We start from the raw sequence: 25153 nt of genomic DNA, 5'->3' as shown, positions 1-25153 counted from the left end.
AGGGATTGACATGAGTTTTGAATGGGATGGGACTGAGGTGCCGGCAAGCTCCGCCGCGATGTTCGAGATCCCGGTCTGTACCATGGCCAGCGGCTTTCAGTTGACCCTTGCCGTCCACGCGGTCGCCGGCAAACGCAGCGGACCGGTGACGCTGGTCGCCTGTGGATCGCATGGAGAGGAATTGTGGAGCTCGGAGTTCTGCCGACTGCTCAAGAGCCGGCTGATACGGGACGGTTATGATTTCTCCGGCACGATCCTGCTCGCGCCCGTGCTCAACCCGCACTCCTTCGAGAGCGGCACCCGCAACACGCCGATCGACTTTCACAATCTCAACCGCGTATTTCCCGGGTCAGCGCTCGGCAAGAACTGGTTCACCGATGTCCTTGCCGGGGTCATCGCGGAAAAGATACTGCCGAGGGCCGATTTCATCTTCGATTATCACGGCGGTGGGTCTGACACTGTCATTCACTACCATTATACCGTGGATCCCGCCGCTTCGGCACGCAACGCAGTGATCCATGCCGTCGCGCGCGCAAGCGGCGCGGAAGTCCTCTGGGAGCACAACGAGCAGCGTGGCACACTCTCCAACTGTGGAGACCAGCTCGGGAAAACCTGTTTCGTGGTGGAGACGGGTGGCGGTGGGCTCATTCTCGACCAAGGCTATTTCGAGAAGGCCTACAGCGATTTTCTCAACATGCTCAAGGTGATCGAAGTTGTCGAGGGTGAACCCGATCTCTCGGCCGCGCGCATTGTGGTCCGCAAGGGCACGTCGTTGCGTCCCTCCCATGGCGGCACGTTCGTGCCGGTCTGCGGCCTGGACATCATGGGCAAGAGCCTGGCCAAGGGCACTGTCCTCGGCCGCGTCGTCTCACCCTATACATTCGAGATTCTTGATGAAATCAAGGCTCCGTTCGACAAGACTGAAATCATGATGATAAGAAATAGGATATCGAAGGTACATCCAGGGGAATATGCCTATATTATAGGAGATGGTGACAGCGGCTACGATCCGCGCGCCTGACTTAAGAATAATCCAGAGCAATCGAGGGGATCACAATGAGAATAAGGGAGTTGCTTATTTCGGCCATGATAGCCGCATGGCCGGTCGGCGCCTATGCCGAGACCACTCTCGTCGTGCCTCAACTCGACGACCCGCGAACGCTGAGCCCGAACCCGGCTGCCGATACCGGCGCCTATGGGCCCGGGAGCAGCATCTATAGCCACCTCGTGGTGATGGACTGGGGGGTGGTCGCCGGCACGCCGGCCTATGGCGATCTCGCCGACAGCTGGCAGATCAGCCCTGACGGCAAGGTCTACACCTTCAAGCTTCATCCGAACATCAAATGGCATGATGGCAAGCCGCTGACATCGGAAGACGTCAAGTTCACTTACGACCGCATGATTGCGAAGAAATATCCCTATGCGGCCTTTCTGAGGGACGTCGAGGCCATCGAAACGCCGGATGCGAATACGGTCGTCATCAAGCTGAAGGCCCCGAACGCGGCCTTCGTGCCGATGATGGCGCAGGCGGCGGGCTGGACGGGCAAGATCTATCCCAAGCATCTCTGGGAGAAGGAAGAAGGTTTCGATACGGGCCCCTATGTCAACAAGCCCGTTGGCAGCGGCCCCTTCAAGTTTTCGCGCTGGGACAAGGGAAGTGCCGTAGAGCTCGTGGCCAATCCCGATTATTTCCGTGGCAAGCCGAAGATCGATCGTCTCATCTTCAGGCCTATCGCCGATGCGAATGTGGCCCGCGCGGAATTCGACGCGGAGCAGTTCCCGCATCTGCCTTATGACTATGCGCCACCTCTTGCCGAGGTTCCGGCCTTGCAGGCCGACCCGAGCCTCGAGGTGGTCTTCACGCCATCCCACTACAGCCGCGATATCCAGCTCAACCTGGCGCGGGCTCCCTTGTCGGATCTCAAGGTCCGTCAGGCGATTTCCTATGCCATCGATCGGGACGCGATCAGCCGGCTAGGGTTCAACGGCTTCTGGAAGCCGGCCTTTCACGCCAATGTCGACACACAGGTGGATTGGATCAACACGGACGTCAGTTTTCCCGCTTTCGACAAGGCCAAGGCGGAGGCTCTGCTCGACGAGGCGGGCTTGCCGCGCAAAGACGGCAAATGGCGGTTTTCCGTCTCTGTGACCGGGCCGTCCTATTCCGATTGCCGCGCGATCAATGAGGTGCTTGTTCAACAATTGCGGGAGGTCGGCATAGACGCCAAGCTCGAGGCCTTCGATCAGGCAACCTGGTTCCGGCGCATGCAGGAAAAGAACTTCGACATTAGCTGCTATTTCACCCGCTATGGACCGGACCCGGATGCCTACCGCGAGCATTTCGGCACGGGTGGCCCCCGCAATTTCATGGGCTATAGCAATCCGGAGCTCGACGCGCTCGGCGCCAAGGCGGCCGCGATCTCCGACAAGGCTGAGCGTAAGCCATATTATGCGCAGATGCAGGCCATGCTCGTGCGGGACGTGCCTTACATCAACCTCTTCAATGAGCAGAAGACGAGCCTCGTGCGCAAGGGCTGGTCTGGTTTCCCGCTCCAGGAGTCAGGCTACGACAAGTCTGTAACCTGGTTCGGATATTATGGCGTTACGCCTCCGGTCAAGTAAACGAGGGGTGACGAATGCGGCTGCAACGATATATTCTATTTCGTCTGGCGCAGGTGTTGCCTGTCGCTTTCGTCATCATCATTATCAACTTTGCGCTGATCCATCTCGCTCCCGGCGACGTCTCGATCATCCTCGCGGGCGAAGATGCAAACCCGGAATATATGGCGGCGGTGCGCGAGCGTTATGGCCTCGACCTGCCGCTGCCTCAGCAACTGCTGAATTATCTGATGCAGATTGCCTCCGGTGACCTCGGCCTGTCCTATCGCACGCGCGAGCCCGTTCTCGATGTCATCCTGGAGCGGGTTCCCGCGACCCTTCTGCTCGCGGGGACGAGCCTCGTGCTTGCCGCCATCCTCGGCACGGCAATCGGCGCCTTTGTCGCGCGACGCCCGGGATCGGCCCTCGACACCAGCGTCACGAGCCTCTCCATCTCCCTCTTCAGCATCCCGGTTTTCTGGCTGGGCCTTATGCTGATCCTGCTGTTCGCGGTGAAGCTGCGCTGGTTTCCCTCGACGGGAATGGTCACCGTGGGCGGGCCACGCGAGGGCATCGGCCGGGTCATGGACATCGTCTGGCATATGGTGCTGCCGGTGCTGGCGCTTGCCACGGTCTGGCTCGGGCAATACGTGCGCCTCGCGCGCGCGTCTGTCGCGGACGTGCTCGCCGAGAGCTATGTGACGACCGGGCGCGCAATCGGCTTCAGCGAGCCCCAGATCCTGATGAAATTCGGCCTGCGCAACGCCCTGCTGCCGATCATCACGGTGCTGGGCCTGGAGATCGGTGTGCTGCTCACCGGCGCCGTGCTGACGGAGACCGTCTTCTCCTGGCCCGGGCTCGGGCGCCTGATCTACGAGGCGATCCTTGCCCGGGACACGCCCATCATCATGGGAGCCTTCATCATCATGTCCTTCACGGTGATGATCGCATCGCTTGTGACGGACGTTCTGTATGCGGCGCTCGACCCGCGGGTGAAGCTGTAGCATGGCTCAGTCCCTTCGCTTCCTTCGCAACCTGATGTCGAGCCCGGCGAGTGCGATCAGCCTGAGCATCGTCGTCGCGGCGGTCGGGCTCGCGCTGGTGACACCGTTCCTCGGTTTGCCCGACCCGAACGCGATGGGCGGCAAGCCCTATCTCCCGCCAAGTGCCGAGCACTGGTTCGGAACCGACAATTATGGCCGCGATCTATTCTCCCGCGTCATTTGGGGAACGCGGGTCGCCCTGGTGGTGGCCATCGGGTCGGCGGCCCTGTCCGTATTGCTCGGCATCATCGTGGGCTCGCTCGCCGGCTACTACGGCGGCTGGGTCGATGCGCTCCTCAGCCGCGTCTTCGACGTCTTCCTGCTGATACCGACGTTCTTCCTGATCCTGCTGATCGTTGCCCTGTTCGGGTCCAACCTTGTCCTGACGATGGTCGCGATCGCGCTCACCACATGGCCTCGATCGGCGCGCATCATCCGGTCGCAGGTGCTCTCCATAAAATCCCGGGTCTATGTGCAAGCCGCGCTGGCGGCGGGCGCTTCCAACATGCAGGTGCTGTTCCGCCATGTCATTCCAAACGGACTTGCACCCCTGGTGACCGACGCGACCCTCCTCATGGGTCTCGCCATTCTCACCGAAGCGGGATTGAGCTTCCTTGGCCTCGGCGATCAGAATACCGTCAGTTGGGGGCGCATGATCTTCGAGGGACAGCGCCAGTTGCGGCTCGCGCCCTGGATGTCGATCGCGCCGGGCGCGGCCATGCTGATCCTGGTCGCGAGCCTCAACCTCTTGGGCGACGGCCTCAACTACGCGATGAATCCGCAATTGCGCTCGCGCGGCGGCGCGCCGGCGAAACGGCGGCTCGCCGCACCGCCTGCGGATGACGAAGCCCCCGGCGGCCCGGTCATCCTCACCGTGCGGGATCTGCGCATGGCTTATCACGCGAACGGCGGGCAGACGGTCGCCGTCGATGGCGTATCCTTCGATCTGCCACGTGGCGGCAGCCTCGGCATCGTCGGGGAGAGCGGCTGTGGCAAGAGCAGCCTCGGCAGTGCATTGCTGCAGACCCTCCCGAACAACGCCCAGATCATTGATGGAACGGTGCGCTTCGATGGGCGCGCCATCCTGGCCCAGGGGCATCCGGTCGGCGAACGCGGCCGCGCGCGCATCCAGGCGCTGCGCTGGGTGCGCCTTGCTACCATCTTCCAGAGCGCGATGAACGCGCTCAATCCGGTCACGACGGTCCGCAAGCAGATGCGCGACGCATTCCTGCTGCATCGACCCGGCGCGACCCGGGCGGACGCCGACCGGCGCATTGCCGAGGTCTTCGACCTGATCGGCATCCCTCGCAAGCGCATGGATGCCTATCCCCATGAGCTGTCGGGCGGGATGCGCCAGCGCGCCATGATCGCGCTCAGCCTGATCCACGAGCCGGATCTGGTGATCGCCGACGAGCCGACCACCGCGCTCGACATGATCATTCAAGACCAGATCCTCGCCGAGATCGACCGTCTGCGCCGGCGCATGAATCTGTCGCTCATCCTCGTCTCGCACGACATGGGCGCCGTTGCCGAGACATGCGACACGGTCGCGGTCATGTATGCGGGCCGGATCGTCGAGCTGGCGCCGACAGAGGTCATCTTCCAGAACCCGGCGCATCCCTACACCCGCGCGCTGATCGAATCCCTGCCCAGTCTCGCCGGCCCCAAGCGCCCGTTGACGAGCCTGCCCGGCGATGGATCGCAGCGCCCCGCAAACGGCAAGGGCTGCCGTTTCGCACCACGATGCATCCACGCTGGCGAAATCTGCCGGACCGAGATGCCGCCCGATATCCGTCTGGACGCGAAGCACCGCGCCGAATGCCATTACGCCGGCCAGTTCGCGCATGAACCACGCAGGGAGTCTGTGCGATGACATCGCCTCTGCTGGAACTCGTCGATCTGCAGATGATCTACGACGGCAACGCGGGGCTGATGTCGCTCCTCACCGGCCGGCAGACCGAGCGTGTGGTTGCCGTCGATCATGTCAGCCTCCGGCTTGGCGAGGGCGAAACCATCGCCGTGGTCGGCGAAAGCGGTTCCGGCAAGACCACGACGGGACGGATCGTGACCTTGCAGGAGCGGCCGACGCACGGCGCCGTCGTTTACGATGGCAAAGACGTGACTGACATCGCGGGGCCCGCGCTGAAACGCTACCGTCGCGATGTCCAGATGATCTTCCAGAACCCCTATGAGGCGCTCGATCCCCGCTTCACGATCGGGCAGTCGCTGAGAGAACCTCTCGACCTGCACAACCATCTTCCGGCGCGTGTGCGTCAGGCCCGTGTCCTGGAGATGCTGTCCGCCGTGGAACTGCGGCCTGCCGAGGCCTTTGCCGATCGCTATCCGGCCGATCTGTCGGGCGGGCAGCTCCAGCGCGTCGCCATCGCCCGGGCGCTTATCCTGGAACCCCGCATCGTGGTTGCGGACGAGCCGGTGAGCATGCTCGATGTATCCGTGCGCTCCGGGGTCATGAACCTCATGCTGGCGCTGCAGCAGCGGCTCAAGGTGTCCTATCTCTACATCACGCACGATCTGGCCGTTGCACGCTACATGTCCGACAGGATCGCCGTCATGTATCTCGGGGCCCTTGTCGAGGAGGGTCCCACGGAGGCGCTGGTGCAGGCCGCCGGTCATCCCTATACGCGGCTCCTGATCGCGGCGGTGCCGGAGCACCACGGCGGCCAACAGCGCAAGCGTATCGCTCTCAAAGGCGATGCGCTGACCGCGGACAAAGCCCCCACGGGCTGCCGTTTTCATACGCGCTGTCCGATGGCGCGAGATCTCTGCCGGACGACGCCGCCGCCGATGGTGAAGCTTGCGGCGAACCATAAGGCCGCGTGCCATTTTGCCGCCGATGTCGTCGAGCGCGGCCTGACGTCGCTCGTAACAACGGCCTGAAAAGCAAGGAAGAGGCAATGGATGTCGCATATCCCTTCGTGGATTTCGGCCCGGTGGAAGATTTCATGGCAGGCCTCAACGCTTGGGTCGCCATCGACAGCCCCACGTCGAGCGCGGAAGCGGTCAATCGCATGGTCGACAAGGCCGCAGCCGATTTCACGGCCATCGGTGTGCCGACAATCCGCTATCCGGGGACGGGCGGTCGTGGCGACCACCTCTTGGCTCGCGCGCCCTGGGGCGATCCGGACAGCCCCGGCATTCTCCTCGTCTGCCACCTCGATACGGTCCACCCGATCGGCAGTCTCGCTCTCAATCCGATCCGCGAGGTCGAGGGGCGTGCCTATGGCCCCGGCATCCAGGACATGAAATCCGGCGGCTACATGGCGCTCATGGCGCTGCGCCGGCTGATCGAGGCCGAACGCAGGACGCCTCTTCCGATCGCGATCATCTATGTGTCCGATGAGGAGGTCGGCAGCGAGACATCGCGGGCCTTGATCGAAGATCTGGCGCGGCAATCCCGCTACGCGCTGGTTCTGGAGCCGGCGCGTGACGGCGGAAAGATCGTCACCGCCCGCAAGGGTGTCGGTCGTTTTCGCATCGAAGTGCAAGGTCGCCCCTCGCACTCCGGCAACGCCCATGCCAACGGCCGCAGCGCCATCCGGGAACTCGCGGCGCAGGTGCTGGCCCTGGAGGCGATGACGGATTACACGCGCGGCATCACCGTCAATGTCGGGCAGATCGAAGGCGGAACCGCTGGAAACGTCGTGCCGGAATTCGCCAGCGCCTCAATCGACCTGCGCGTTCCGAGCGACGACACCGCCCGCGAAATGACGGAGCGCATCCTTTCCCTCAAGCCGCAATTCCCCGATACCACGGTGCGGGTGACCGGCGGCCTTAACCGAGCGCCCTACCGCAAGACGGATCGTCAGGACATCAGCGTGCTGTTCGACAAGGCAGCCCGTCTCGCGGCTGACCTCGGCTTCACGCTTGAGGATCTGCCGGACGGCGAGGGATCGGGTGGTTCGGACGGGCAGTTCTGTGTCGCCTACGTCCCAGTTCTCGACGGCCTCGGTCCCTGTGGGGCTGGCCTGCATACCCATAACGAATACATCGAGCTGGATAGCATTCGCCCGCGCGGCAACCTGCTCCTGCGCGTTCTCCAATCGCTCGAATGAAGGATCAGCGCCATGAAGATCCATCTTGCCTGGTTTGGCCCCAACAGCCCGAACAACTGGAACAGGCCCTCGGGTGCGATCTATGACTGGCGCAAGCCGGATCTCTATCTCGATGTGGCGCGGATGTGCGAACGCGCCAAGTTCGACATGATTCTCTTTGCCGATTCAGTCGCGGTGCCGACGACCTATGGCGACAGCACCGATTGGTACGTCAAGAACGGCTTCATGATCAGCCACGACCCTGTGCCGACCATGGCGATGATGGCAGCGGTGACATCAAGGATCGGCCTGGCGGCGACCTTGTCGACGACCTTCTATCCGCCCTATCTTCTCGCGCGTCTGTTGGGAACCCTCGATCACCTGAGCGGCGGACGCATTGGCTGGAATGTCGTGACCGGCGCCAGTGACGACGCAGCCCGCAATTTCGGAGAGGACCAGCTGATCGAACATGATCGCCGCTACGACATGGCGGACGAATACATGGATCTCGTGCGAAAGCTTTGGAACAGCTGGCAACCCGACGCGATCGTCGAGAACCGCAGGGAGGGCATCTTCGCCGATCCCGCCAAGGTGCGCCCGGTCGACCATGCCGGCGCGTTCTACAAGTGCCGGGGCCCGTTGAACGTAACCTCGTCACCGCAAAAAGAACCCTTGGTGATCGTCGCGGGCACATCACCGCGTGGGCAACGTTTTGCTATTGAACAGGGCGATGTGGTCATCGCGCACAAGAACAACGTGGCGGACATGCGCAAGTATGTCGTGCGGATTCGCGAACAGCTCGTTGCGGCGGGCCGTGACCCGAAGTCCATGAAGATCTTCTTTGCCATCAAGCCGATCATTGGCGAGACGGAAGGCATCGCACGCGAGAAGCGGCGCCTGCACCACGAACGCGCCAACCTGGAGCGAGGCCTCGCCTATGTGTCGCTGACGCTTGGCCACGACATGTCACATTTCGATCTCGACAAACCCATCCCGCCCGACCTGCCGGTGCAGGCCATCATCGGCAAGCTCCAGCAGATGCAGGGTATGGGGGAGGCGGTGACCTTGCGTCAGTTCGCTTTGCATGAAGCCCTGCAGGAGACCCATGAGATCTGCGGAAGCTATGAACAGGTCGCCGATACGATCGATGAAATAGCCGACGAGACTGGCGCGGATGGCTTCCATTTTCGCGGCATGCTGCAGGACTATGATTACCTGACCGAGGTGGCGACACGCCTGATCCCCATCATGCAGGACAAAGGTATCTCGCGCCGCGACTACGCGGGGGCGACGCTCAAGGAAAACCTGTTTCCAGCAGGCGCTTGATGGGTGGCGAACCCGCGTGCGCTTCTTTTTGCGTGTCGTCGGGGCAAAGCTGGCTTGGCGCCGCTATGAGCCCGGATGTGAAACGAACCCGATCTTCAGAATGCAGGGGCTGCGGGGCAGCTCAAATCGTTTTCTGAAGGGCTTGCCCCGCAACGGCTTCGCGAACGCGCGCGAGGCAGCTCTGCATGCTCCGTAAAATCTCCTCGGCCGTTGCAGTCGGCTGGCCGCTCGCCTGCAGTTCCCGGATGAAAGCGCGCTGGCGGGCACAACGGGCCTCAGCTTCCTCAACATGCTGCGCTGACAAAGCGACCGGGACGACCTTCGACGTAAACATTGACTCCTCCGTTGACGAACCCGGGAGCTGGCAATGCCGCTCCAGGTTTCGATTGCGCGGATTATCCTCTTCCTCGCAAAATCCGCATGTGCTCATGCGCACGCGATCGGAAATTCCGAACTACGGGCAGGATCAAGCGGAAAAGGATCGCTCCGCGAAACACCAGAATCCTTTTCCCAACCTGTCGGGACACCGCTTTTTTGGGCTGATGTCTCTGAAAGGTCGGATGCTTTTCAGCCTGGATGGCGTCCACACGCGGGGCCGCAGGCGGTGCCGGCGAGGGCCCCATGCTTCGGTTCGCTGGGCTGGCAGCTTATAGGCAACGCCGGTCAGTTCCCGTAAAGCGCCTCTGCATTGTCGACGAGAACACGACGCCCGTCCGCCTCGTCCGGCACCCACTCGGCGAGGAGATCGAAAGGTCACCATTTGGCATGACCCGCCCATTCATGTTGACGCGCGGCCAGTCCGCTGCCCAGACGACGCGATCGCCCCCGTGTCGCATGGGAGGAAGGGATTTGCCGATCGTGGGGGGTGTCTCGACAGCAATACGCCCATAGCGGACCTGTGTGGATTGAGTAAGGACGGTGGATCTTGGAAATTCCTGCTGAAATGTCCGCTGGCAAGCCCTTCGATGTCGCTATTCATCGATCGGTTTTCTGTTGGGCTCACGGAAGGTCTGCATTCCTGCTGCAAAAGGGATTTGCGTTACATCATCGCGGTGGTCCGCAGCGAGCTGATCTCCGACGATCGCGCCAGTCAATGCCTCGTCACGTTCCGTTTGAGATGGATCGCTTTGTTGCTTTCGGATTACGGAGCGTACTACCCCTTCTGTTTGGCTAACCTGGAAATTCGTAGTCCATGTGTTCACGCCGGCCCGCGTCTTACGAACCGGTCCGCGGGCGAAAGCCTCAGTCGGTGGGAGGATATATATCAAATGATAGATATACAGCGCTGAGTGCATGACTAGAATACCACGAGCCCAACTAGCGGGCCACGATTGCGTCGTGAGGAGAGTGCCGAGTGTCGAAGGTCGATTCGAGAATGTCTAACGTTGGTACAGAATGTGTTGACATACTCGGCGTGCGCAGCATCCTCACCGGAGCAGCGTCGGCGTCAATCACGAGAACCAATAACCTATCGTTAGCTTGTGTCGCGGGAAGTCCTAGTCCTTGATCAGAGAGAGTGGATCGCTGATAAGCGAATCCCCCAATGATTTGAGGTACAGAATTGTCTCCCGGAAGTTTAAATGATGTCATCAGTTGCATCTATGATGCGACCTTGAGTGAGGACCAGTGGGGTGCGGCCCTTGATGCTACGGCGCGTCTCTCGGGATCCACAGGCGCGGTTCTGTATGCGAAAGGAAAGGATGGCTGGACCTTTCCAGCCTACTCAGCGTGTGTGGGCGAGGCGTTGCAAGCCTATGTGACGGAGGGGTGGTCGCAGCACAACCCATGGCTGGAAGGCCATATGGAAGCAGGCTTCCGCGTGGGCGACGTCTATCGCGATCTCGATATCGTTACATCGCGCGAGATGAGGACCAACCCCTTCTACACGGAGTTTCTGCGCAGATTTGACCTAGGGAGGCAGATGGTTGCCATCATCTATTCGGATCTTGGCAACCCGACCTGTCTCGTCTCGCATAGGGAAATGAAGAAAGGACCATTCAAGAAGAACGAGTTGAAAACGCATTTGCTGGTCGCGCGGCACGTGGAGCAAGCGCTTCGCGTCACGTCGAAACTAGTCAGGAACGAAGCTGAGAACCGTACCTACTCGGAGATATTCAACGCTGTCGATTCCGCTATGATCGTCTTTGATGGCGATCAGCGGCCCGTGAAGCTGAACCACGCGGCGGAAGCCCTCATCGGGAATTTTTTCCATTACGAGAAGGGGCACCTGACGCCGGTGCGGGATGAAGACGCTCGTGCTTTTTCCTCTATTTTCGCGGCCGCGCGGAAAATTCAAACCCTAGCAAATGATGCTCCCCATCCAATCGCGATTGGTGACAGGGACGGAAAGGAACGGATCGCGGTTTGGACATCACCTCTCGTTGGGGCGACCGCTGACAAGCTGGGATTTGTGGAGGCGAAGAACAGTGTCTTGATGCTAGCCCAGCCACTCCGCCGCAACCGTGGGATCGATCCGACCGTCATTCGCAGTATCTATGGCCTCTCGACCGGCGAAGCTCGGCTGGCGTCGCTGTTGGTGAGCGGTCGAACGGTGAAGGAGGCGGCAAAGGAATTGGAGCTGACCGAGGGCACAGCTCGTTTCGTCCTGAGCCAGATTTTTACAAAAGTGGGCGTCCATCGCCAATCGGAGCTTGTCGCCCAGATGCAAGATCTGGGGCGCCATGGATCTGATCGCAAGAAATAAAGTAGAGATTAAATAAATATCGATCTCGTCCGCTTGTACGAGTCTGAAATACTCGCAGCCAAGTGCCGGTGTGGCGAGCTTAGGTCTTCAGCGACAGGTGCGATCATCGGAGACGGACGTGCGACGAAACCGTTTCCAATGATGAAAAAGATATACATCACGTAGCTGGTATCAATCCATCAACTTTGGGGCAGAATGGTGGCACAAGAGAATTCAAACTTAGAGACCCGCAGCGAACTTCTGGACGATATTTACTCGTCTGAGGATTTGTCGTTGCGTCTTCCTAAATCAGGTTTTCCGGCCATCGCGCGGGAGCCTCAACACGTCTTCGCAGCGGTTCGCGATGAGCTGATGCTCGACGGCAATTCCCGGCAGAACCTCGCGACGTTCTGCCAGACCTGGGTCGACGACGAGATTCGCGACCTGATGGCGCTGTCGATCGACAAGAACATGATCGACAAGGACGAGTATCCCCAAACGGCGGAGATCGAGAGGCGCTGCGTCGCGATGGTTGCCGATCTGTGGAACGCGCCCGATCCGACCGGCACGTTAGGCTGCTCCACTGTCGGCTCGTCTGAGGCGGCGATGCTCGGGGGCCTCGCGCTCAAATGGCAGTGGCGGAAGAAGCGGCTTGCCGCTGGCAAGCCTGCCGACAAACCCAATCTCATCTGTGGCCCCGTGCAGATCTGCTGGCACAAGTTTGCCCGCTACTTTGATGTCGAGCTGCGCGAAATCCCCCTTGAGGGCGACCGCCTCATCATGAATACTGAGGAGGTCCTGAAGCGTGTTGACGAGAACACGATCGGGGTGGTGCCAACCATGGGCGTCACGTTCACCTGTCAGTTCGAGCCGGTGAAGGCGGTCAGCGACGCGCTTGACAAGTTGCAGGCGGATACCGGGCTGGACATTCCGATCCATGTCGATGGCGCGTCAGGCGGCTTCCTTGCGCCATTTTGCGCGCCGGATCTCGTCTGGGACTTCCGGCTGCCACGCGTGAAGTCCATCAACACCTCCGGGCACAAGTTCGGCCTTTCGCCCCTCGGCGTGGGTTGGGTGGTCTGGCGCGAGAGAGGCGACCTTCCCGAGGATCTCGTGTTCAACGTGAACTACCTCGGCGGCAACATGCCGGACTTCGCGCTTAACTTTTCCCGCCCTGGTGGGCAGGTCATTTCGCAGTACTACAACTTCATCCGTCTTGGGCGTGAAGGTTACGCGAAGATCCAGAACGCCTGCTACGCGACTGCCGAGTACCTTGCCCGTGAAATCGCGGCGATGGGGCCGTTCGAGGTTCTCTTCAACGGTGACAAGTCCGCCGGCATTCCCGCCCTTTGCTGGAAGCTGAAGGACGCTGACGGTATTGGCGGCTATACGCTATATGACTTCGCCGATCGTCTCCGCAGCCGTGGCTGGCAGGTTCCGGCCTATTCGCTGCCGGCCAAGCGGGAAGATCTCGTGATTCAGCGTATCCTTGTACGGCACGGCGTCAGCCGCGATCTCGGGTCGCTGCTGCTCGACGACATGCGCCGCGCGTTGGACTTCTTCGTCAAGCATCCGGTGGTGAAGCCGCTGACGGAAGAAGAAGCCAGCGGCTTCAATCACAATTAACTGAGCCCCTGCGCGCCCCGTGCTCTCCGCCTTGGCTCACTCATCGGGCTGAGATGAGGGCAACGGCGGCGCGAAAGTTGGCAAATCGGACTATGGGCCGCCACGAAAGCCTCGTGGCGGAACGATTTCGTTCGTCTTTGCTGAGTGGTTGGAGGGTAAATTGGCAACAACTGACGCTATCTCAAAAGCGGGATCAGCTCCCGCGCAATCCGGACAAAAGCTCGAGGCGGCAAAAATCTCCATTTTTGGCCTGGCACTTCTGAATATTACCGCCGTTGTGACACTCAACGGCCTACCCTCGGAGGCCGAGTACGGGCTGAGCTCCATTTTTTACTATTTGCTGGCGGCGATCCTTTTTCTCGTGCCGGTTTCCCTCATTGCCGCCGAGCTGGCGACGGGATGGCCTGAGAAAGGTGGTATGTTCCGCTGGGTTGGCGAAGCCTTCGGCGGGCGCTTGGCGTTCACGATCATGATGGTTCTTTTCGTGGAGGTCTGCGTATTCTTCCCGACAGCGCTGACTTTCGGAGCCGTATCGATCGCATACGTCGATCCAAACGAGCAGGTGGCATCGACCCTTGCGAGTAACAAATTCTTCGTGCTCGCGCTTGTCCTTGCGGTGTACTGGATCGCAACATTCATCGGCCTGCGCGGCGCTGCCGCATTCTCTGCCGTGGCGAAATGGGGCGGCGTAATCGGCGTCTTCATTCCGGCGACTGTTCTGATCGTCCTTGGGTTCCTCTACCTGCTATTCGGCCCAGCGCCTCAGGTGGTCATGTCCTGGGGGGATGTGGTCCCGGACTTTTCCAACTTCAGCAACGTCGTATTGGCGGCCAGCATTTTCCTGATGTACGCCGGCATGGAGATGAATGCTGTCCACGTCAAGGAAGTCAGCAATCCCACGCGCAATTACCCGATCGCTATCATGATCGCGGCTGTGGGCACGGTCCTCATCTTGGTGCTGGCAACGCTCGCGATCGCCTTCGTCGTGCCGCATAAGCAGATCAACCTGACCCAGGCGATCCTGACCGCCTATCACGACCTCTTCGCATGGGCTGGAATACCTTGGGCATCCTCGATCGTCGCTGTTATGCTGGCGATCGGTGTCTTTGCCTGTGTGACGACGTGGGTCGTGGGCCCCTCAACTGGTCTTCTCGCGGTGGCGAAGGCTGGTTACCTTCCAAAGCTTTGGCAGACGACCAACAAGAACGGGCAGGCGACGTTCATTCTGCTACTGCAGGCGATACTGGTCACGTTGCTCTCCATCTTGTTCGTGGTCCTGCCCTCAGTGCAGGCGGCTTATCAAATCCTCAACCAGCTCGCAAACATTCTGTATCTGTCTGCGTATCTGTGCATGTTCTCGGCGGCGATCCACTTGCGCTATAGCCAGCCGGAACGCCCGCGCCCGTACAAGCTGCCCGGTGGAAACGTCGGAATGTGGATCGTCGGTGGCGTCGGCTTCCTCGCTGCTCTCACCGCTTTTGTCTTCAGCTTCATTCCACCGAGCCAGATCAGCGTTGGCAGCCCCGAGTTGTATGTCGGACTGCTCATCGCCCTCGCGGTGCTCTTCTTCGCCATTCCGAGTGTCATCTACGCCGTGCGGAAGCCGTCGTGGAAGGGGGCCGATCCGGACTTCGCCCCCTTTTCCTGGGAGGCGCAGGCTATCAGCCAGGTTCAGGAGAGGAAAAGGGGATGACGATGGCGATCGACAAGGACCTTTTGGGGAAGGCTGTTTCGCAGGCCTATGCGGATAGCAAGGCGATGACAGGCGGCGCAAATGCGAGTTACATACCGTATCTTGCTTCCGTTCCGTCGAATCTGTTTGGATTGGCTCTGGTCACGGCCAGCGGGGAGGTTTTCACCGCTGGCGATGCGAAGTTCGAATTCGCTATCGAGTCCATCTCGAAGGTTTTCACCATGGCATTGGCCATGGAGGAGGTCGGCACCAAAGTCTTTCGGGAGAAGATTGGCGCCGATCCGACTGGCGAGGCCTTCAATTCGGTGATCGCTCTGGAATTGCATGGTGATCGGCCATTGAGCCCCCTCGTCAATGCGGGCGCGATCGCAACGACAAGCCTTATCACGGCGAAGGATAAGGAGGATCGCTACCAGAAGATCCTCGGTATCCAGAGTGCATTCGCGGGACGCTCTTTGTCGATGAGCACGGAAGTCAATGCTTCCGAGCAGTCGACGAATTTTCACAACCGCGCCCTGGCGTGGCTGATGCAGAGCGCGGGGGCCATGTATTCGGAGCCGATGGATGCTGTCGATGTGTATACACGACAGTGCTCCACGCTCATCACGGCGGTGGACCTCGCCATTATGGGTGGGACGCTGGCCGCCGGTGGGGTCAATCCGCTCAGCGGCGAGCGGGTGATCAAGGCAGCGAATGTGCCGCCCATCCTCGCGGAAATGATGATGGAAGGCCTCTATACCGCCTCCGGCGATTGGGCTTACACGGTCGGGCTTCCGGGAAAGAGTGGCGTCGGTGGTGGCATCCTGGCCGTCATGCCCGGCAGGTACGGGATCGCCGCGTTCTCTCCTCCGCTTGACGCTGTCGGCAACAGCGTGCGCGGCCAATTCGCGGTGTCAAAGCTCGTCGAGCAACTCGGGCCCAGCCTCTTTCGGCCCGCTTAGCCCGGCAGCGCGATTTCGTCTCCTTTGTCCGACACCTGTCCACTGATTGGAGCGCGCGGTGTCTCGCTGTTCTCGATGGTTCCGCTGTAAAGCCGGCGTCACCCATCGCGGTCGCGAGCGCGCGCTCCAGTTTCAAAGTAAAGCATAGGCTCTCTGGCCATAATCCTTGCCGCTCAGTGTTTCTGCCGCATTCTACTTACAAAGTATTTCTGCTTGATGATTCCCTGAGGGGTGAATTCAACAAGGCGGTTCAAGCATTAGAAGACATGGGTGCGGCGAAGCGTCTGCTGAATGGGATAGGCCAACCACCATAGATGTTTCGCGAGGCGTGGATGTGAACGTCGTTGATGCGGAGTTGCAGAGAGGGAGGTGTACGCTCATTGTCGGAGCCGATCGCCCACAGCTCGCGCATTTCCTCGCCGGCCCTAGAATCTGCATGTCTCGCCAATGTGTCAGCGCTTGGTGCGCACGGGTGGCGGGGGGATCTGGCGACGGCTGGCGGCATCTCCCACTGCAAACCGCCCGGCCTGGTCGTAAAGCCCTGTCAGGAGGCGCAAGATCCTGCCCGCATGGTTGATCTCGGCGCGATCCTGTCGGAGATGGCGCAGACTGGCGAGCAAATACTCCTCGCGAATCTTCAGGTAACCCCGGCATGCCGCTTCGCCGGCTTCTGTCGGCACATAACCCTGATGGCGCCCGTCGCGCACGGGCATGACCAGGCCGGCGGCCAGCAGCTTTTTGATCGAATAGGCCACCAGATGCACGTCGTCGATGTTGAGCGTCGCGGCGATTTCATTCGGCGAGAAGCCACGCGCCCGCGAATGCGTGGCATGCATCACCAGGATATCCAGCGCTTTCAAGCCCCGCACATCGGCCGAGTTCATGCACATCTCCACCCAGCGGGAAAAACCGTAGAAGAAGGTGATCATCGTGAACTCAAACTCACTGAGCTCGGTGCTGCTGATGTTGTCGCTCCCACGATCAGGCTCACTGCCAACGCTCATCGATAATTTCCTCGGTCGTTAACTCTACAAGGCGCCACCACCGCATGCTGGCGGGTGGCCTGACCCCGCGTCCAAGGTCGCTCAAAGTCGGAACGGCTGTAAAGAGCCGCGATTCACGCATGTGGCATGGCGTCAAGCACCAGATCGATGAGCAAATTATCGGGCAATCTGCGAGTTTGCCCCTCCCAGGTGCCATGGCTAAGCTTTTCCCAATCACGAGGGGAAAACGACATGAAAAGATTGGCTTTCAGCCTGCTGTGCACCGTGTGCTCCTTCGTCGGCGTCAGCGCGACAGCGATGGCGCAGGACAAGGTGGAGTGGCGCTACTTCAGCTATTTCCCGGTCAATGACAATGCGGTGAAATTGACCCGCCAGTTTGCCGAGGATGTTGGCGCGGCAACGAATGGCCGCCTGAAGATCAATGTCTTTGCCGCCGGCGAGTTGCCCTACAAGGCGCCCGATGTCCTACGGGCTGTCGCGACCAACCAGGTCCAGATGGGCGACATGGCGGTGGGCTTCGCGTCCGGTGATGTGCCGGAGCTGAACGTCCTGTCGCTGCCATTCCTCTGTACGTCCTTCGACGCCTTCAAGAAGGCGATCGTCGATGTCGGTCCGGTCGTCGATCAGGTCATCGGCGACAGGTTCAAGGTCGACGTGGCGATGAACTGGACGATGCCGGCGCAGAATTTCTGGTTCAACCGTCCGGTCACCCAATCCTCGGAATTCAAGGGCCTCAAGATACGCACGTGGAACCCCGAGCAGGTCAACATGGTCCAGCTGCTCGCCGGATCTCCGGTGTCGATCTCCTCGGCGGAAGTGATCCCGGCGCTCGAGCGCAAGGTCATCGACGGCGCCATTACCTCGGCGCTCTCGGCGAATGAATGGCGGGCCTATGAGATCATCAAGACCGGGCTTATGGCCAACTTCGCCATGGGCCACCAGGTCACGATGATCAACAAGGCCGAACTGGCGAAGCTGCCGGAAGATCTGCGTACGATATTACTGCGCAAGACTGCCGAGTGGGAGCCGAAATATATGGAGATGGCCGTCAAGGGTGATGCCGAGGCGCGATCCAATCTTACCGCGAACGGCGTCAAGCTCGTTGACCCGTCCGCCGAAGACTATGCCCGTGTTCGCGAGAAGATGCTTCCCATGTGGAACGAATGGGCCGGGAAGCACGGCGAGACGGGCAAGAAGCTTCTGGATCTGGCACGCGCCGGCTGTATCGTCTCCAACTAACGACGCCATGAGCCGTCCGGCGCTGTCCACGGCGCGCCGGACCTACCCTCCTTTGGGAACCGTCTGCACCACAAGATGGTGCCGCCGCATGGCTTCCTGCGCGCACGCACCACGGGATCTGCCTTGCCACGGGACCTGCCTTGTCATGTGAAGATCTTCCCATGCCAGACACCGGATCCGCGTCCGCGATCGTTGACCTCAGAAGTGACCTGTTGTCGCCGCCATCCTCTGCCGTCTCCGAAGCCATGCGGGCGGCACTTGCCGCAGCACCCGAGTTCGAGCTTCGTGACGGGGATGACGAAAGCGCGCTGGAGCGGAGAACCGCCTCGCTTCTCGGCACGGAAGATGCCCTGTTCTTCCCGACCTGCACGATGGCCAATCTCTGCGCTGCGATCCTCGCGGCGCGACCCGGCGGCCTCCTGCTCGTGCCCGAGGGATGCCATGTGCTGACATCCGAGGGGGGAGGCGCGTCCTCGCTGGCGGGCCTGGAACCCGTCGTGCTGACCGGCGCGATGCTTGATCCGATGATGTGGGCGAAGGCCATGGCGCCGGAGGACACGACGCGCGCGGTTCCGGCCCTGGTCTGGCTCGAGAACACGCATAATCGTCAGGGCGGGCTGCCGCTGCCGGCGGATCGAACCCGGGCTATCGCCGAGATGGCACGCGACAGGGGCGTGCGGTCCCATCTCGACGGCGCGCGGCTCTTCAACGCGGCGGTGGCGCTGGGCCTGCGCCCCGACGAGATAGCCGCCGGCTTCGACACGGTGTCGATCAGCCTGAACAAGGGCCTGGGCGCGCCGGTCGGCGCGATGCTCGCGGGCAGCCGCGAACTGATCGCGGAGGCGGTCGCCGTTCGCCAGCGACTGGGCGGCGGCATGCGGCCAACAGGTACACTTTGCGCCCCGGCCCTCGCCGCGTTGGACGACTGGCCGGCGATCGCCCGCGATCACGCGCTTGCCAGCCTGCTGTGGCGCGAGAGCGGCGGCGGCCCCGAAATCGCGGAGCCGGCCACCAATATCGTGATGATCCGCCTGGCCGCAGAGGGGGCTGCCGAGGTGCTTCGCAGGCGGCTCGCCGACGAAGGCGTGCTGGCGCTTTGCCTCGAGCCGCAGGTGCTGCGTCTCGTCACCCACAGAGGGTTGACCGAAGCCGGAATACGCCGTGCCGCGGCGCTGATCCGCTCCATCCTTCATTCCGTTCGAGAAACAGAGACAAGACAGTGAGTGAGCATTTCCGCATCGGCGTGGACATCGGCGGCACTTTCACCGATTTCACGCTGTTCAACGATGACGAACGGGTCGCCCGGACCCACAAGCGGCTGACGACGCCGGACGATCCGTCGCGGGCCGTCATCGAGGGGACCGGCGCGATCACCGCCGAGGCTGGCCTGTCCCCGGCCGACATCGGCACCATTGTCCACGGCACCACCCTGGTCACCAATGCGGTGATCGAGCGGCGCGGAGTGTCCACCGCGATGCTGGTCACGAAGGGTTTTCGCGACCTGCTCGATATCGGTGCCGAACGGCGTTACGACCTGTTCGACCTTACTATCGCATTTCCCAAGCCGGTGGTGCCGCGTGCCCTGCGTGTCGAGGTGCCGGGACGCCTTCGCTATGACGGCTCGGAAGTGGAGGCGCTGGACCTTGTTGGCGTTGATGACGCCCTCAGCCGGCTGGTCGACGAACATGGTGTCAGGTCGGTCGCGATCTGCTTCCTGCATTCCCATGTCGATGTCCGTCACGAGGCGGCGGCGGCGGAATTCGTGACCGCGCGTTTTCCGCAGCTCGCCGTCTCCACCTCATCGGACATCTTTCCCTTCGTGCGCGAACTTGGCCGCTGGACCACGACGACGCTCAACGCCTACGTGCAGCCCGTGGTCGATCGCTACCTCGACCGGCTCGAGGGTGGTCTGCGGCAGGCCGGTTTCGCGGGCAAGCTGCTCGTCATGAGCTCCAGCGGAGGCACGCTGACGCCAGCGATGGCGCGGCGTTACCCTGTCCGTCTACTGGAATCCGGCCCTGCGGCGGGGGCGCTGATGTCGGCGCGTCATGGGGCGGACCTAGGGCTCGACAGCGTGCTGTCCTTCGACATGGGGGGAACCACGGCCAAGGGCTGCTTCGTGCGCAATGGCCGGCCGTTGAAGCGGTACGATCTTGAAGTGGCGAGGGTGCACGAATTCCGCCAGGGCAGTGGGCTCACCGTCAAGATTCCCGTGCTCGACATGATCGAGATCGGCGTCGGCGGCGGCAGCATCGCGCAGGTCGACGACCGCGGGCTGATCGCGGTGGGACCGGTCAGCGCCGGCGCGGAGCCCGGCCCGGCCTGCTATGGCCGTGGCGGTGCCGGGGCCACGCTCACCGATGCCAATCTGTTGTTGGGCTATCTGGATGCCGGATCGTTTCTGGGGGGCAGCATGAGGCTCGTTCCCGAAGCGGCCCGCGTCGCCATGGACGCGAACCTTGCCGGCCCGATGGGCGTCGAGGTGATGCGCGCGGCCTTTGGCGTGCGCGAGGTGGGCTGCGAGAGCGTCGCGCGCGCTTTCCGTACCCACGCCGCCGAGCAAGGCGTGGACCTGCGCAAATCCGTCATGGTGGCGTTCGGCGGCTCCGGCCCGCTCCACGGGGCGCGTGTGGCGCGCAAACTGGGGGTGCGACGGCTGGTCTGCCCTAACGGTTCCGGCGTCATGTCGGCCTTCGGCCTGTTGTCGAGCCCGCTGGCCTATGAAGTCGTGCGCGCCCGCCGGCTGCCACTGGATGAAACGGGGCTCGACGTCCTGCGCGCCGAAATGGCCGCGATGATGGAGGATACGACGGCCGTGCTGACGGCCGCCGGCGCGCCGGCCGAAGCGATCCGCCATATTGTCCGTCTCGACATGCGCTATCGTGGACAGGGCTACGAAGTTGAAGTGGAACTCCCCGGGCTCGACGCCTGTACACCCGAGACGCTGGAACAGGCCTTCGCGGTTGTCTATGCCCGCACCTTCGGTTTGGCCTTTCCCGGGCAGCCAGCCGAAATCGTCAATTGGAAGGTCGAGGCAATCGGCCCTGCTCCTGGCGACGGCACGCATTATCGGCTGTCGGTTCAGCGGGCATCGGCAACGGCACTGAAGGGGTATCGACCGGCCTGGTCGGCCGACGCCGAAGCCATGGTGCCGCACGCCGTCTATGACCGGTATGCCCTCGTACCCGGGACGGAGATCGAAGGCCCGGCACTGATCGAGGAGCGTGAATCGACCTGCGTGCTGGCTCCTGGAGACCGGCTGAGCGTCGATCCCGCCCTCAATCTCATCATCGACATCGGAGCCTGAGGATGACCTACGACCCGATTACGCTTGGCATCTTCTGGGACAGGCTGGTTTCCATCGCCGACGAGGTCGTGACCGCCCTGGTGCGCTCGTCCTTCTCGACCAATGTGCGCGAGAGTTACGACCTCTCCTGCGTGATCTTCGACGCCGAGGGCCGTGCGCTCACGCAAGGCACCTATAGCGTGCCGTCCTTCACCGGCACCGCGCAGGCGACGTTGGCGCATCTCTTGCGCGTCTTCCCGCCCGAGATGCTGCAGCCCGGGGATGTGATCATGACCAATGATCCCTGGATCGGCACGGGGCACATGTTCGACATCAATGTCATGCAGCCGATATTTCGGCGTGGCCGCCTGATCGGCTATGTCATGAGCATCTCGCATCTGCCGGATGTCGGCGGCGTCGGCTACTCCGCCGTTGGCCGCGAGATCTATGAGGAAGGGCTGCGGCTGCCCCCTGTCCGCTTCGTGCGCGATGGCGTCGTCGATCCGGTCCTGCGCGAGATCATCGCATGCAACGTCAGGGTGCCCGAGCAGACGCTCGGCGACATCATGGCCAATGTCGCAAGCACCACCGTGGGTGGCAGGCGCATCAACGAGCTGATGGACGAATATGGGATAGAGGACATCCAGCCGCTGTCCAACGCCATCATCGAATTTTCCGATCGCAGTCTGCGCGCCCAGATCGCTCGCCTCCCGGACGGCACGTGGCGGCACGCGATCATGGTGGAGGGAACCGACGAAGCCCTGCGGCTTTCGGCCGAGGTCATCATCAAAGGCGACGAGGTTCACGTCGATTTCTCCGGCACCTCACCTTCGATCAAGGCGGCGATCAATGTTCCGCTCTGCTACACGAGGGCCATGACCTTCCACGCGATCAAGTGCCTGACGACGCCGCGCATTCCCAACAATGCCGGGTCGACGCTGGCCATTCACGTATCGGCTCCCTCAGGCTGTCTGCTCAATGCGCTTCCGCCTAGCCCGACCGGCGGGCGGCATGTCATCGGGCATTTCGTGCAGCCGTTGTTGTTCGGCGCGCTCGCATCTGCCTTGCCCGAGCAGGTTCAGGCGGACAGCGGCATGCTGAATGTCATCAATGTTCAGGGAAAGAACCGCGAAGGGGAAGGGGTGTCGAGCATCTTCTTCGCCTCCGGCGGCTTTGGCGCGCTGGCGGGGATCGATGGTGCGGATACCACCCCGAGCCCATCGAACATGACCGGTACGCCGGTCGAGGTGTGGGAGGAGATCTCGGGCACACTGGTCCTCTCCAAGGCCCTTGCCCCCGACAGCGGCGGCGCTGGCCGGTTTCGCGGCGGGCTTGGCCAACGCATCGCACTCGTCAACGACGGCGCGGAGGCTTTGACCATTTCCTGCCTTGCGGGCCGGACCGAATTCCCGCCGGCGGGCGTGCTCGGGGGCCAGCCGGGGCGTGCCCGGCGCATCGAAATCGACGGCACCGCCGTCCATCCGAAGGGCCGCTATCTCCTGGAGCCTGGCCAGATGCTTGTGACACATGAGGCTGGCGGTGGCGGTTATGGCGATCCGGCCGATCGGCCGCCCGGCGCTTTGCTCCGCGACATCGAGGACGGCAAGGTCACGCCTGAGGGCGCGTCGCGCGACTACGGCCTTAACCTCGCCGCGTTGGCGGAGACGGCCCGGTGACCGGCGCCCTGCGAAGGCTCGCAGTGGGGCTCGGCGCGGTGCTACGGCCGCTCGAGCGCGCCGCCATCGCCTTGGCGATCGTTGTCCTGCTGGCTCTCCTGGTGTTGACCAATGTCGAGGTGGCGGGGCGCTATTTTCTCGGCTTCTCCACACTGATCGCCGATGAATACGGCGGCTATGCCTACAGTTGGCTCGTGCTCCTCGGCGCGATCCACCTGCTGCGTTCCGACAGCTATCTGACGATAACACTCATCATCGATAGGCTGCCGCGTCTGCGCAGCGCGATGGGGGTTGTCGCGGGGGTCCTCGGCCTCGGCACGAGCCTTATCCTGCTCTGGTCGTGCTGGCAGACATTCCACCTGTCCTGGCTGTTCGGCACGAAATCGATCCAGCCCTCGCAGACGCCCCTCTACCTGCCGCAAGTGATCATGCCGGTCGGTTTCCTGATGCTGGTGCTCGCCTATCTCGAGGACATCCTTCGGCGCCTCTCCGGCCTGCCGCCACGCCGGCAGGAGGACGACACAGCCACCTGGGGCGAGGGGGACGTGGTATGAGCTGGGGGGCTAGCCTTCTCGTTTACGTCGCCTTGCTCGGGATCATGATCTCGATCGGCGTGCCGATGGCGCTGGCCATGGGCCTTACGGGCATTGTCGGGCTCACGCTCCTGCATGGTACGACGCTATGGCCGAGCCTCGGTGACGTGGTTTGGAATTCCACCAATTCCTTCACGCTTGTCGCCGTGCCGCTCTTCGTCCTGATGGGCGAGGTGCTGCTGAAGAGCGGCGCGGCCGAGCGCTTCTATTCCGGCCTCAGTGTGCTGATGGGCCGTGTGCCCGGCGGGCTCGCACAGTCCAATATCCTGGGCAGCGCGTTGTTCTCGGCGATCAGTGGCTCCTCGACCGCGACCACCCTGACGATCGGCACGGTCGCGATCCCGCAGATGCGCAAACGCGGCTACAACGACCACCTCACCTTTGGCACGCTGACAGGCGGCGGCGCACTGGGAAACCTCATCCCGCCAAGCATCTTCCTGCTGATTTACGCCTCGGTCGTGCAGGCGTCGGCGGTCGAGCTGTTCGTGGCGACCATCGTGCCCGGCCTCATCGCCGTCGTGATGTTCATGGTCTATGTCGCGATCAAGGCGCGCGCCAATCCCGGCTGGGTGCCGCCGCGCGGCGAACCCGCCACCCCCCGAGACATCGGGCGCGCGCTTATTGACTGCGTGCCGATCTCGGTGCTGATCCTTTCGATCATCGGCGGCATGTATGGTGGCATCATGACGCCGACCGAGGCGGCCGGGTTCGGTTGTCTTCTCGCCTTCGTGATCGCCGGGCTTTATCGCCGGCTCAACGTGGCTGCCATCCGCAGCGCCTGCGTGAACAGCATCTCGATCACCTGCGTGCTCTCGCTGATCATCATCAACGGCCAGATCCTGGGGTTGGCCGTCACTCATGCGGGCATCGGCGTCGGCGTCTCCAGGGCGCTCGTCGAGATGGGATTGTCACCCTTCGTCTTCTTCACGTTCCTGTTTGTGCTCTATCTCATTCTGGGCGCCATGCTCGAAGGCGTCTCCATGATGCTGCTCACGGTGCCGGTGCTCTACCCGACACTCAAGGCCATGGGCTTCGACGACATCTGGTTCGGCGTGTTCCTCGTCATCCAGGCAGAGCTTGCACAGCTCTCGCCACCCATCGGCCTCAATCTCATCGCCGTTCAATCGGTGGCGCGCGACGCAAAGCTCGGGCTCATCATGAAGGCGACATTGCCCTATGCCATCATGCTCAGCGCCTTGTGCTTCCTTCTCTATCTGCTGCCGGAGCTCGCGCTGTGGCTCCCTGACCAGATGCGCGGACGATAAGACGAGGAGCAAACTTGCGCGGGTGCTCATGCGTGAGAATCGCGCCCGTCAAGTGCTGTCGGTATCCGCTTGCCATGCAGCGTGTAATCGAGCGAGGTTGCAAATGCACTGGTCCCAGCGTTGACGGA

Annotated in this window: 17 protein-coding genes and 1 pseudogene; 17 read left to right on the top strand and 1 reads right to left on the bottom strand. The window is 62.0% G+C overall.

Going from position 1 to position 25153, the window contains the following annotated elements; translation table 11 throughout:
• The first annotated feature begins 10 nt into the window (after positions 1 to 10).
• The 11 genes and pseudogenes from KIO74_RS24490 (at position 11) to glsA (ending at position 15962) form a co-directional block, all read left to right on the top strand.
• Entirely contained in the window at positions 11 to 1021 is a 1011-nt protein-coding gene (locus KIO74_RS24490; RefSeq protein ID WP_213337581.1) for a succinylglutamate desuccinylase/aspartoacylase family protein, read from the top strand.
• Positions 1022 to 1056: 35 nt separating this feature from the next.
• The gene (locus KIO74_RS24485) at positions 1057 to 2622 is read left to right on the top strand and encodes an ABC transporter substrate-binding protein (protein ID WP_213337580.1); all 1566 of its coding nucleotides are present in this window, start codon (positions 1057 to 1059) and stop codon (positions 2620 to 2622) included.
• 14 nt (positions 2623 to 2636) lie between these two features.
• Positions 2637 to 3602, top strand: coding sequence for an ABC transporter permease (locus tag KIO74_RS24480; protein WP_213337578.1), 966 nt, complete (start codon positions 2637 to 2639; stop codon positions 3600 to 3602).
• 1 nt (position 3603) lies between these two features.
• Entirely contained in the window at positions 3604 to 5514 is a 1911-nt protein-coding gene (locus tag KIO74_RS24475; RefSeq protein WP_213337576.1) for a dipeptide/oligopeptide/nickel ABC transporter permease/ATP-binding protein, read from the top strand.
• The gene (locus KIO74_RS24470; protein ID WP_213337574.1) at positions 5511 to 6539 is read left to right on the top strand and encodes an ABC transporter ATP-binding protein; all 1029 of its coding nucleotides are present in this window, start codon (positions 5511 to 5513) and stop codon (positions 6537 to 6539) included. The genes KIO74_RS24475 and KIO74_RS24470 overlap by 4 nt, the downstream gene beginning before the upstream one ends.
• A 17-nt stretch (positions 6540 to 6556) precedes the next feature.
• Positions 6557 to 7714 (top strand): M20 family metallopeptidase, encoded by a 1158-nt coding sequence (locus KIO74_RS24465; RefSeq protein ID WP_249731464.1) that lies wholly within the window; start codon positions 6557 to 6559, stop codon positions 7712 to 7714.
• Between the two features lie 12 nt (positions 7715 to 7726).
• Positions 7727 to 9019 carry an NtaA/DmoA family FMN-dependent monooxygenase gene (locus KIO74_RS24460; RefSeq protein WP_213337572.1) on the top strand — a complete coding sequence of 431 codons (1293 nt, stop codon included), beginning with the start codon at positions 7727 to 7729 and terminating at the stop codon, positions 9017 to 9019.
• A 1612-nt stretch (positions 9020 to 10631) separates the two neighbouring features.
• Entirely contained in the window at positions 10632 to 11723 is a 1092-nt protein-coding gene (locus KIO74_RS24455) for a helix-turn-helix transcriptional regulator (protein WP_213337570.1), read from the top strand.
• Positions 11724 to 11918: 195 nt separating this feature from the next.
• Positions 11919 to 13328 (top strand): glutamate decarboxylase, encoded by a 1410-nt coding sequence (gene gad, locus KIO74_RS24450; RefSeq protein WP_213337568.1) that lies wholly within the window; start codon positions 11919 to 11921, stop codon positions 13326 to 13328.
• A gap of 178 nt (positions 13329 to 13506) precedes the next feature.
• Positions 13507 to 15017 (top strand): annotated as a pseudogene (gene gadC / locus KIO74_RS24445) (glutamine/gamma-aminobutyrate antiporter GadC); the annotation flags it as partial.
• 6 nt (positions 15018 to 15023) lie between these two features.
• Positions 15024 to 15962 carry a glutaminase A gene (glsA, locus tag KIO74_RS24440; protein ID WP_213339203.1) on the top strand — a complete coding sequence of 313 codons (939 nt, stop codon included), beginning with the start codon at positions 15024 to 15026 and terminating at the stop codon, positions 15960 to 15962.
• A gap of 452 nt (positions 15963 to 16414) precedes the next feature.
• On the opposite strand, the gene KIO74_RS24435 is transcribed toward glsA, so the two are convergent.
• Positions 16415 to 16966, bottom strand: coding sequence for a winged helix DNA-binding protein (locus tag KIO74_RS24435; protein ID WP_213337567.1), 552 nt, complete (start codon positions 16964 to 16966; stop codon positions 16415 to 16417).
• 231 nt (positions 16967 to 17197) lie between these two features.
• Between KIO74_RS24435 and KIO74_RS24430 the strand changes: the two genes are divergently transcribed.
• The 6 genes from KIO74_RS24430 (at position 17198) to KIO74_RS24405 (ending at position 25025) form a co-directional block, all read left to right on the top strand.
• Positions 17198 to 18205 (top strand): TRAP transporter substrate-binding protein, encoded by a 1008-nt coding sequence (locus KIO74_RS24430; RefSeq protein WP_213337566.1) that lies wholly within the window; start codon positions 17198 to 17200, stop codon positions 18203 to 18205.
• Between the two features lie 161 nt (positions 18206 to 18366).
• Positions 18367 to 19428 carry a threonine aldolase family protein gene (locus KIO74_RS24425; protein WP_213337565.1) on the top strand — a complete coding sequence of 354 codons (1062 nt, stop codon included), beginning with the start codon at positions 18367 to 18369 and terminating at the stop codon, positions 19426 to 19428.
• Positions 19425 to 21512, top strand: a complete 2088-nt coding sequence (locus KIO74_RS24420; RefSeq protein WP_213337564.1) for a hydantoinase/oxoprolinase family protein — start codon at positions 19425 to 19427, stop codon at positions 21510 to 21512. The genes KIO74_RS24425 and KIO74_RS24420 overlap by 4 nt, the downstream gene beginning before the upstream one ends.
• Positions 21513 to 21514: 2 nt before the next feature.
• Positions 21515 to 23167, top strand: coding sequence for a hydantoinase B/oxoprolinase family protein (locus KIO74_RS24415; protein WP_213337563.1), 1653 nt, complete (start codon positions 21515 to 21517; stop codon positions 23165 to 23167).
• The gene (locus KIO74_RS24410) at positions 23164 to 23721 is read left to right on the top strand and encodes a TRAP transporter small permease (RefSeq protein WP_213337562.1); all 558 of its coding nucleotides are present in this window, start codon (positions 23164 to 23166) and stop codon (positions 23719 to 23721) included. The genes KIO74_RS24415 and KIO74_RS24410 overlap by 4 nt, the downstream gene beginning before the upstream one ends.
• On the top strand, positions 23718 to 25025 hold the full coding sequence (locus KIO74_RS24405) for a TRAP transporter large permease (RefSeq protein ID WP_213337560.1): 1308 nt from the start codon (positions 23718 to 23720) through the stop codon (positions 25023 to 25025). The genes KIO74_RS24410 and KIO74_RS24405 overlap by 4 nt, the downstream gene beginning before the upstream one ends.
• Positions 25026 to 25153: the final 128 nt, after the last annotated feature.

Source organism: Chelatococcus sp. HY11 (assembly GCF_018398335.1).
GTDB lineage: Bacteria > Pseudomonadota > Alphaproteobacteria > Rhizobiales > Beijerinckiaceae > Chelatococcus.
Note: the sequence above shows the minus strand (reverse complement) of the source record. Positions and strands in the feature narration are given on the sequence as shown.

Bases quoted from the DNA above. Each gene is read 5' to 3' on its own strand.
- KIO74_RS24490 (WP_213337581.1), top strand. From the start codon at position 11: ATGAGTTTTGAATGGGATGGGACTGAGGTGCCGGCAAGCTCCGCCGCG.
- KIO74_RS24485 (WP_213337580.1), top strand. From the start codon at position 1,057: ATGAGAATAAGGGAGTTGCTTATTTCGGCCATGATAGCCGCATGGCCG.
- KIO74_RS24480 (WP_213337578.1), top strand. From the start codon at position 2,637: ATGCGGCTGCAACGATATATTCTATTTCGTCTGGCGCAGGTGTTGCCT.
- KIO74_RS24475 (WP_213337576.1), top strand. From the start codon at position 3,604: ATGGCTCAGTCCCTTCGCTTCCTTCGCAACCTGATGTCGAGCCCGGCG.
- KIO74_RS24470 (WP_213337574.1), top strand. From the start codon at position 5,511: ATGACATCGCCTCTGCTGGAACTCGTCGATCTGCAGATGATCTACGAC.
- KIO74_RS24465 (WP_249731464.1), top strand. From the start codon at position 6,557: ATGGATGTCGCATATCCCTTCGTGGATTTCGGCCCGGTGGAAGATTTC.
- KIO74_RS24460 (WP_213337572.1), top strand. From the start codon at position 7,727: ATGAAGATCCATCTTGCCTGGTTTGGCCCCAACAGCCCGAACAACTGG.
- gad (WP_213337568.1), top strand. From the start codon at position 11,919: ATGGTGGCACAAGAGAATTCAAACTTAGAGACCCGCAGCGAACTTCTG.
- glsA (WP_213339203.1), top strand. From the start codon at position 15,024: ATGGCGATCGACAAGGACCTTTTGGGGAAGGCTGTTTCGCAGGCCTAT.
- KIO74_RS24435 (WP_213337567.1), bottom strand. From the start codon at position 16,966: ATGAGCGTTGGCAGTGAGCCTGATCGTGGGAGCGACAACATCAGCAGC.
- KIO74_RS24430 (WP_213337566.1), top strand. From the start codon at position 17,198: ATGAAAAGATTGGCTTTCAGCCTGCTGTGCACCGTGTGCTCCTTCGTC.
- KIO74_RS24425 (WP_213337565.1), top strand. From the start codon at position 18,367: ATGCCAGACACCGGATCCGCGTCCGCGATCGTTGACCTCAGAAGTGAC.
- KIO74_RS24415 (WP_213337563.1), top strand. From the start codon at position 21,515: ATGACCTACGACCCGATTACGCTTGGCATCTTCTGGGACAGGCTGGTT.
- KIO74_RS24405 (WP_213337560.1), top strand. From the start codon at position 23,718: ATGAGCTGGGGGGCTAGCCTTCTCGTTTACGTCGCCTTGCTCGGGATC.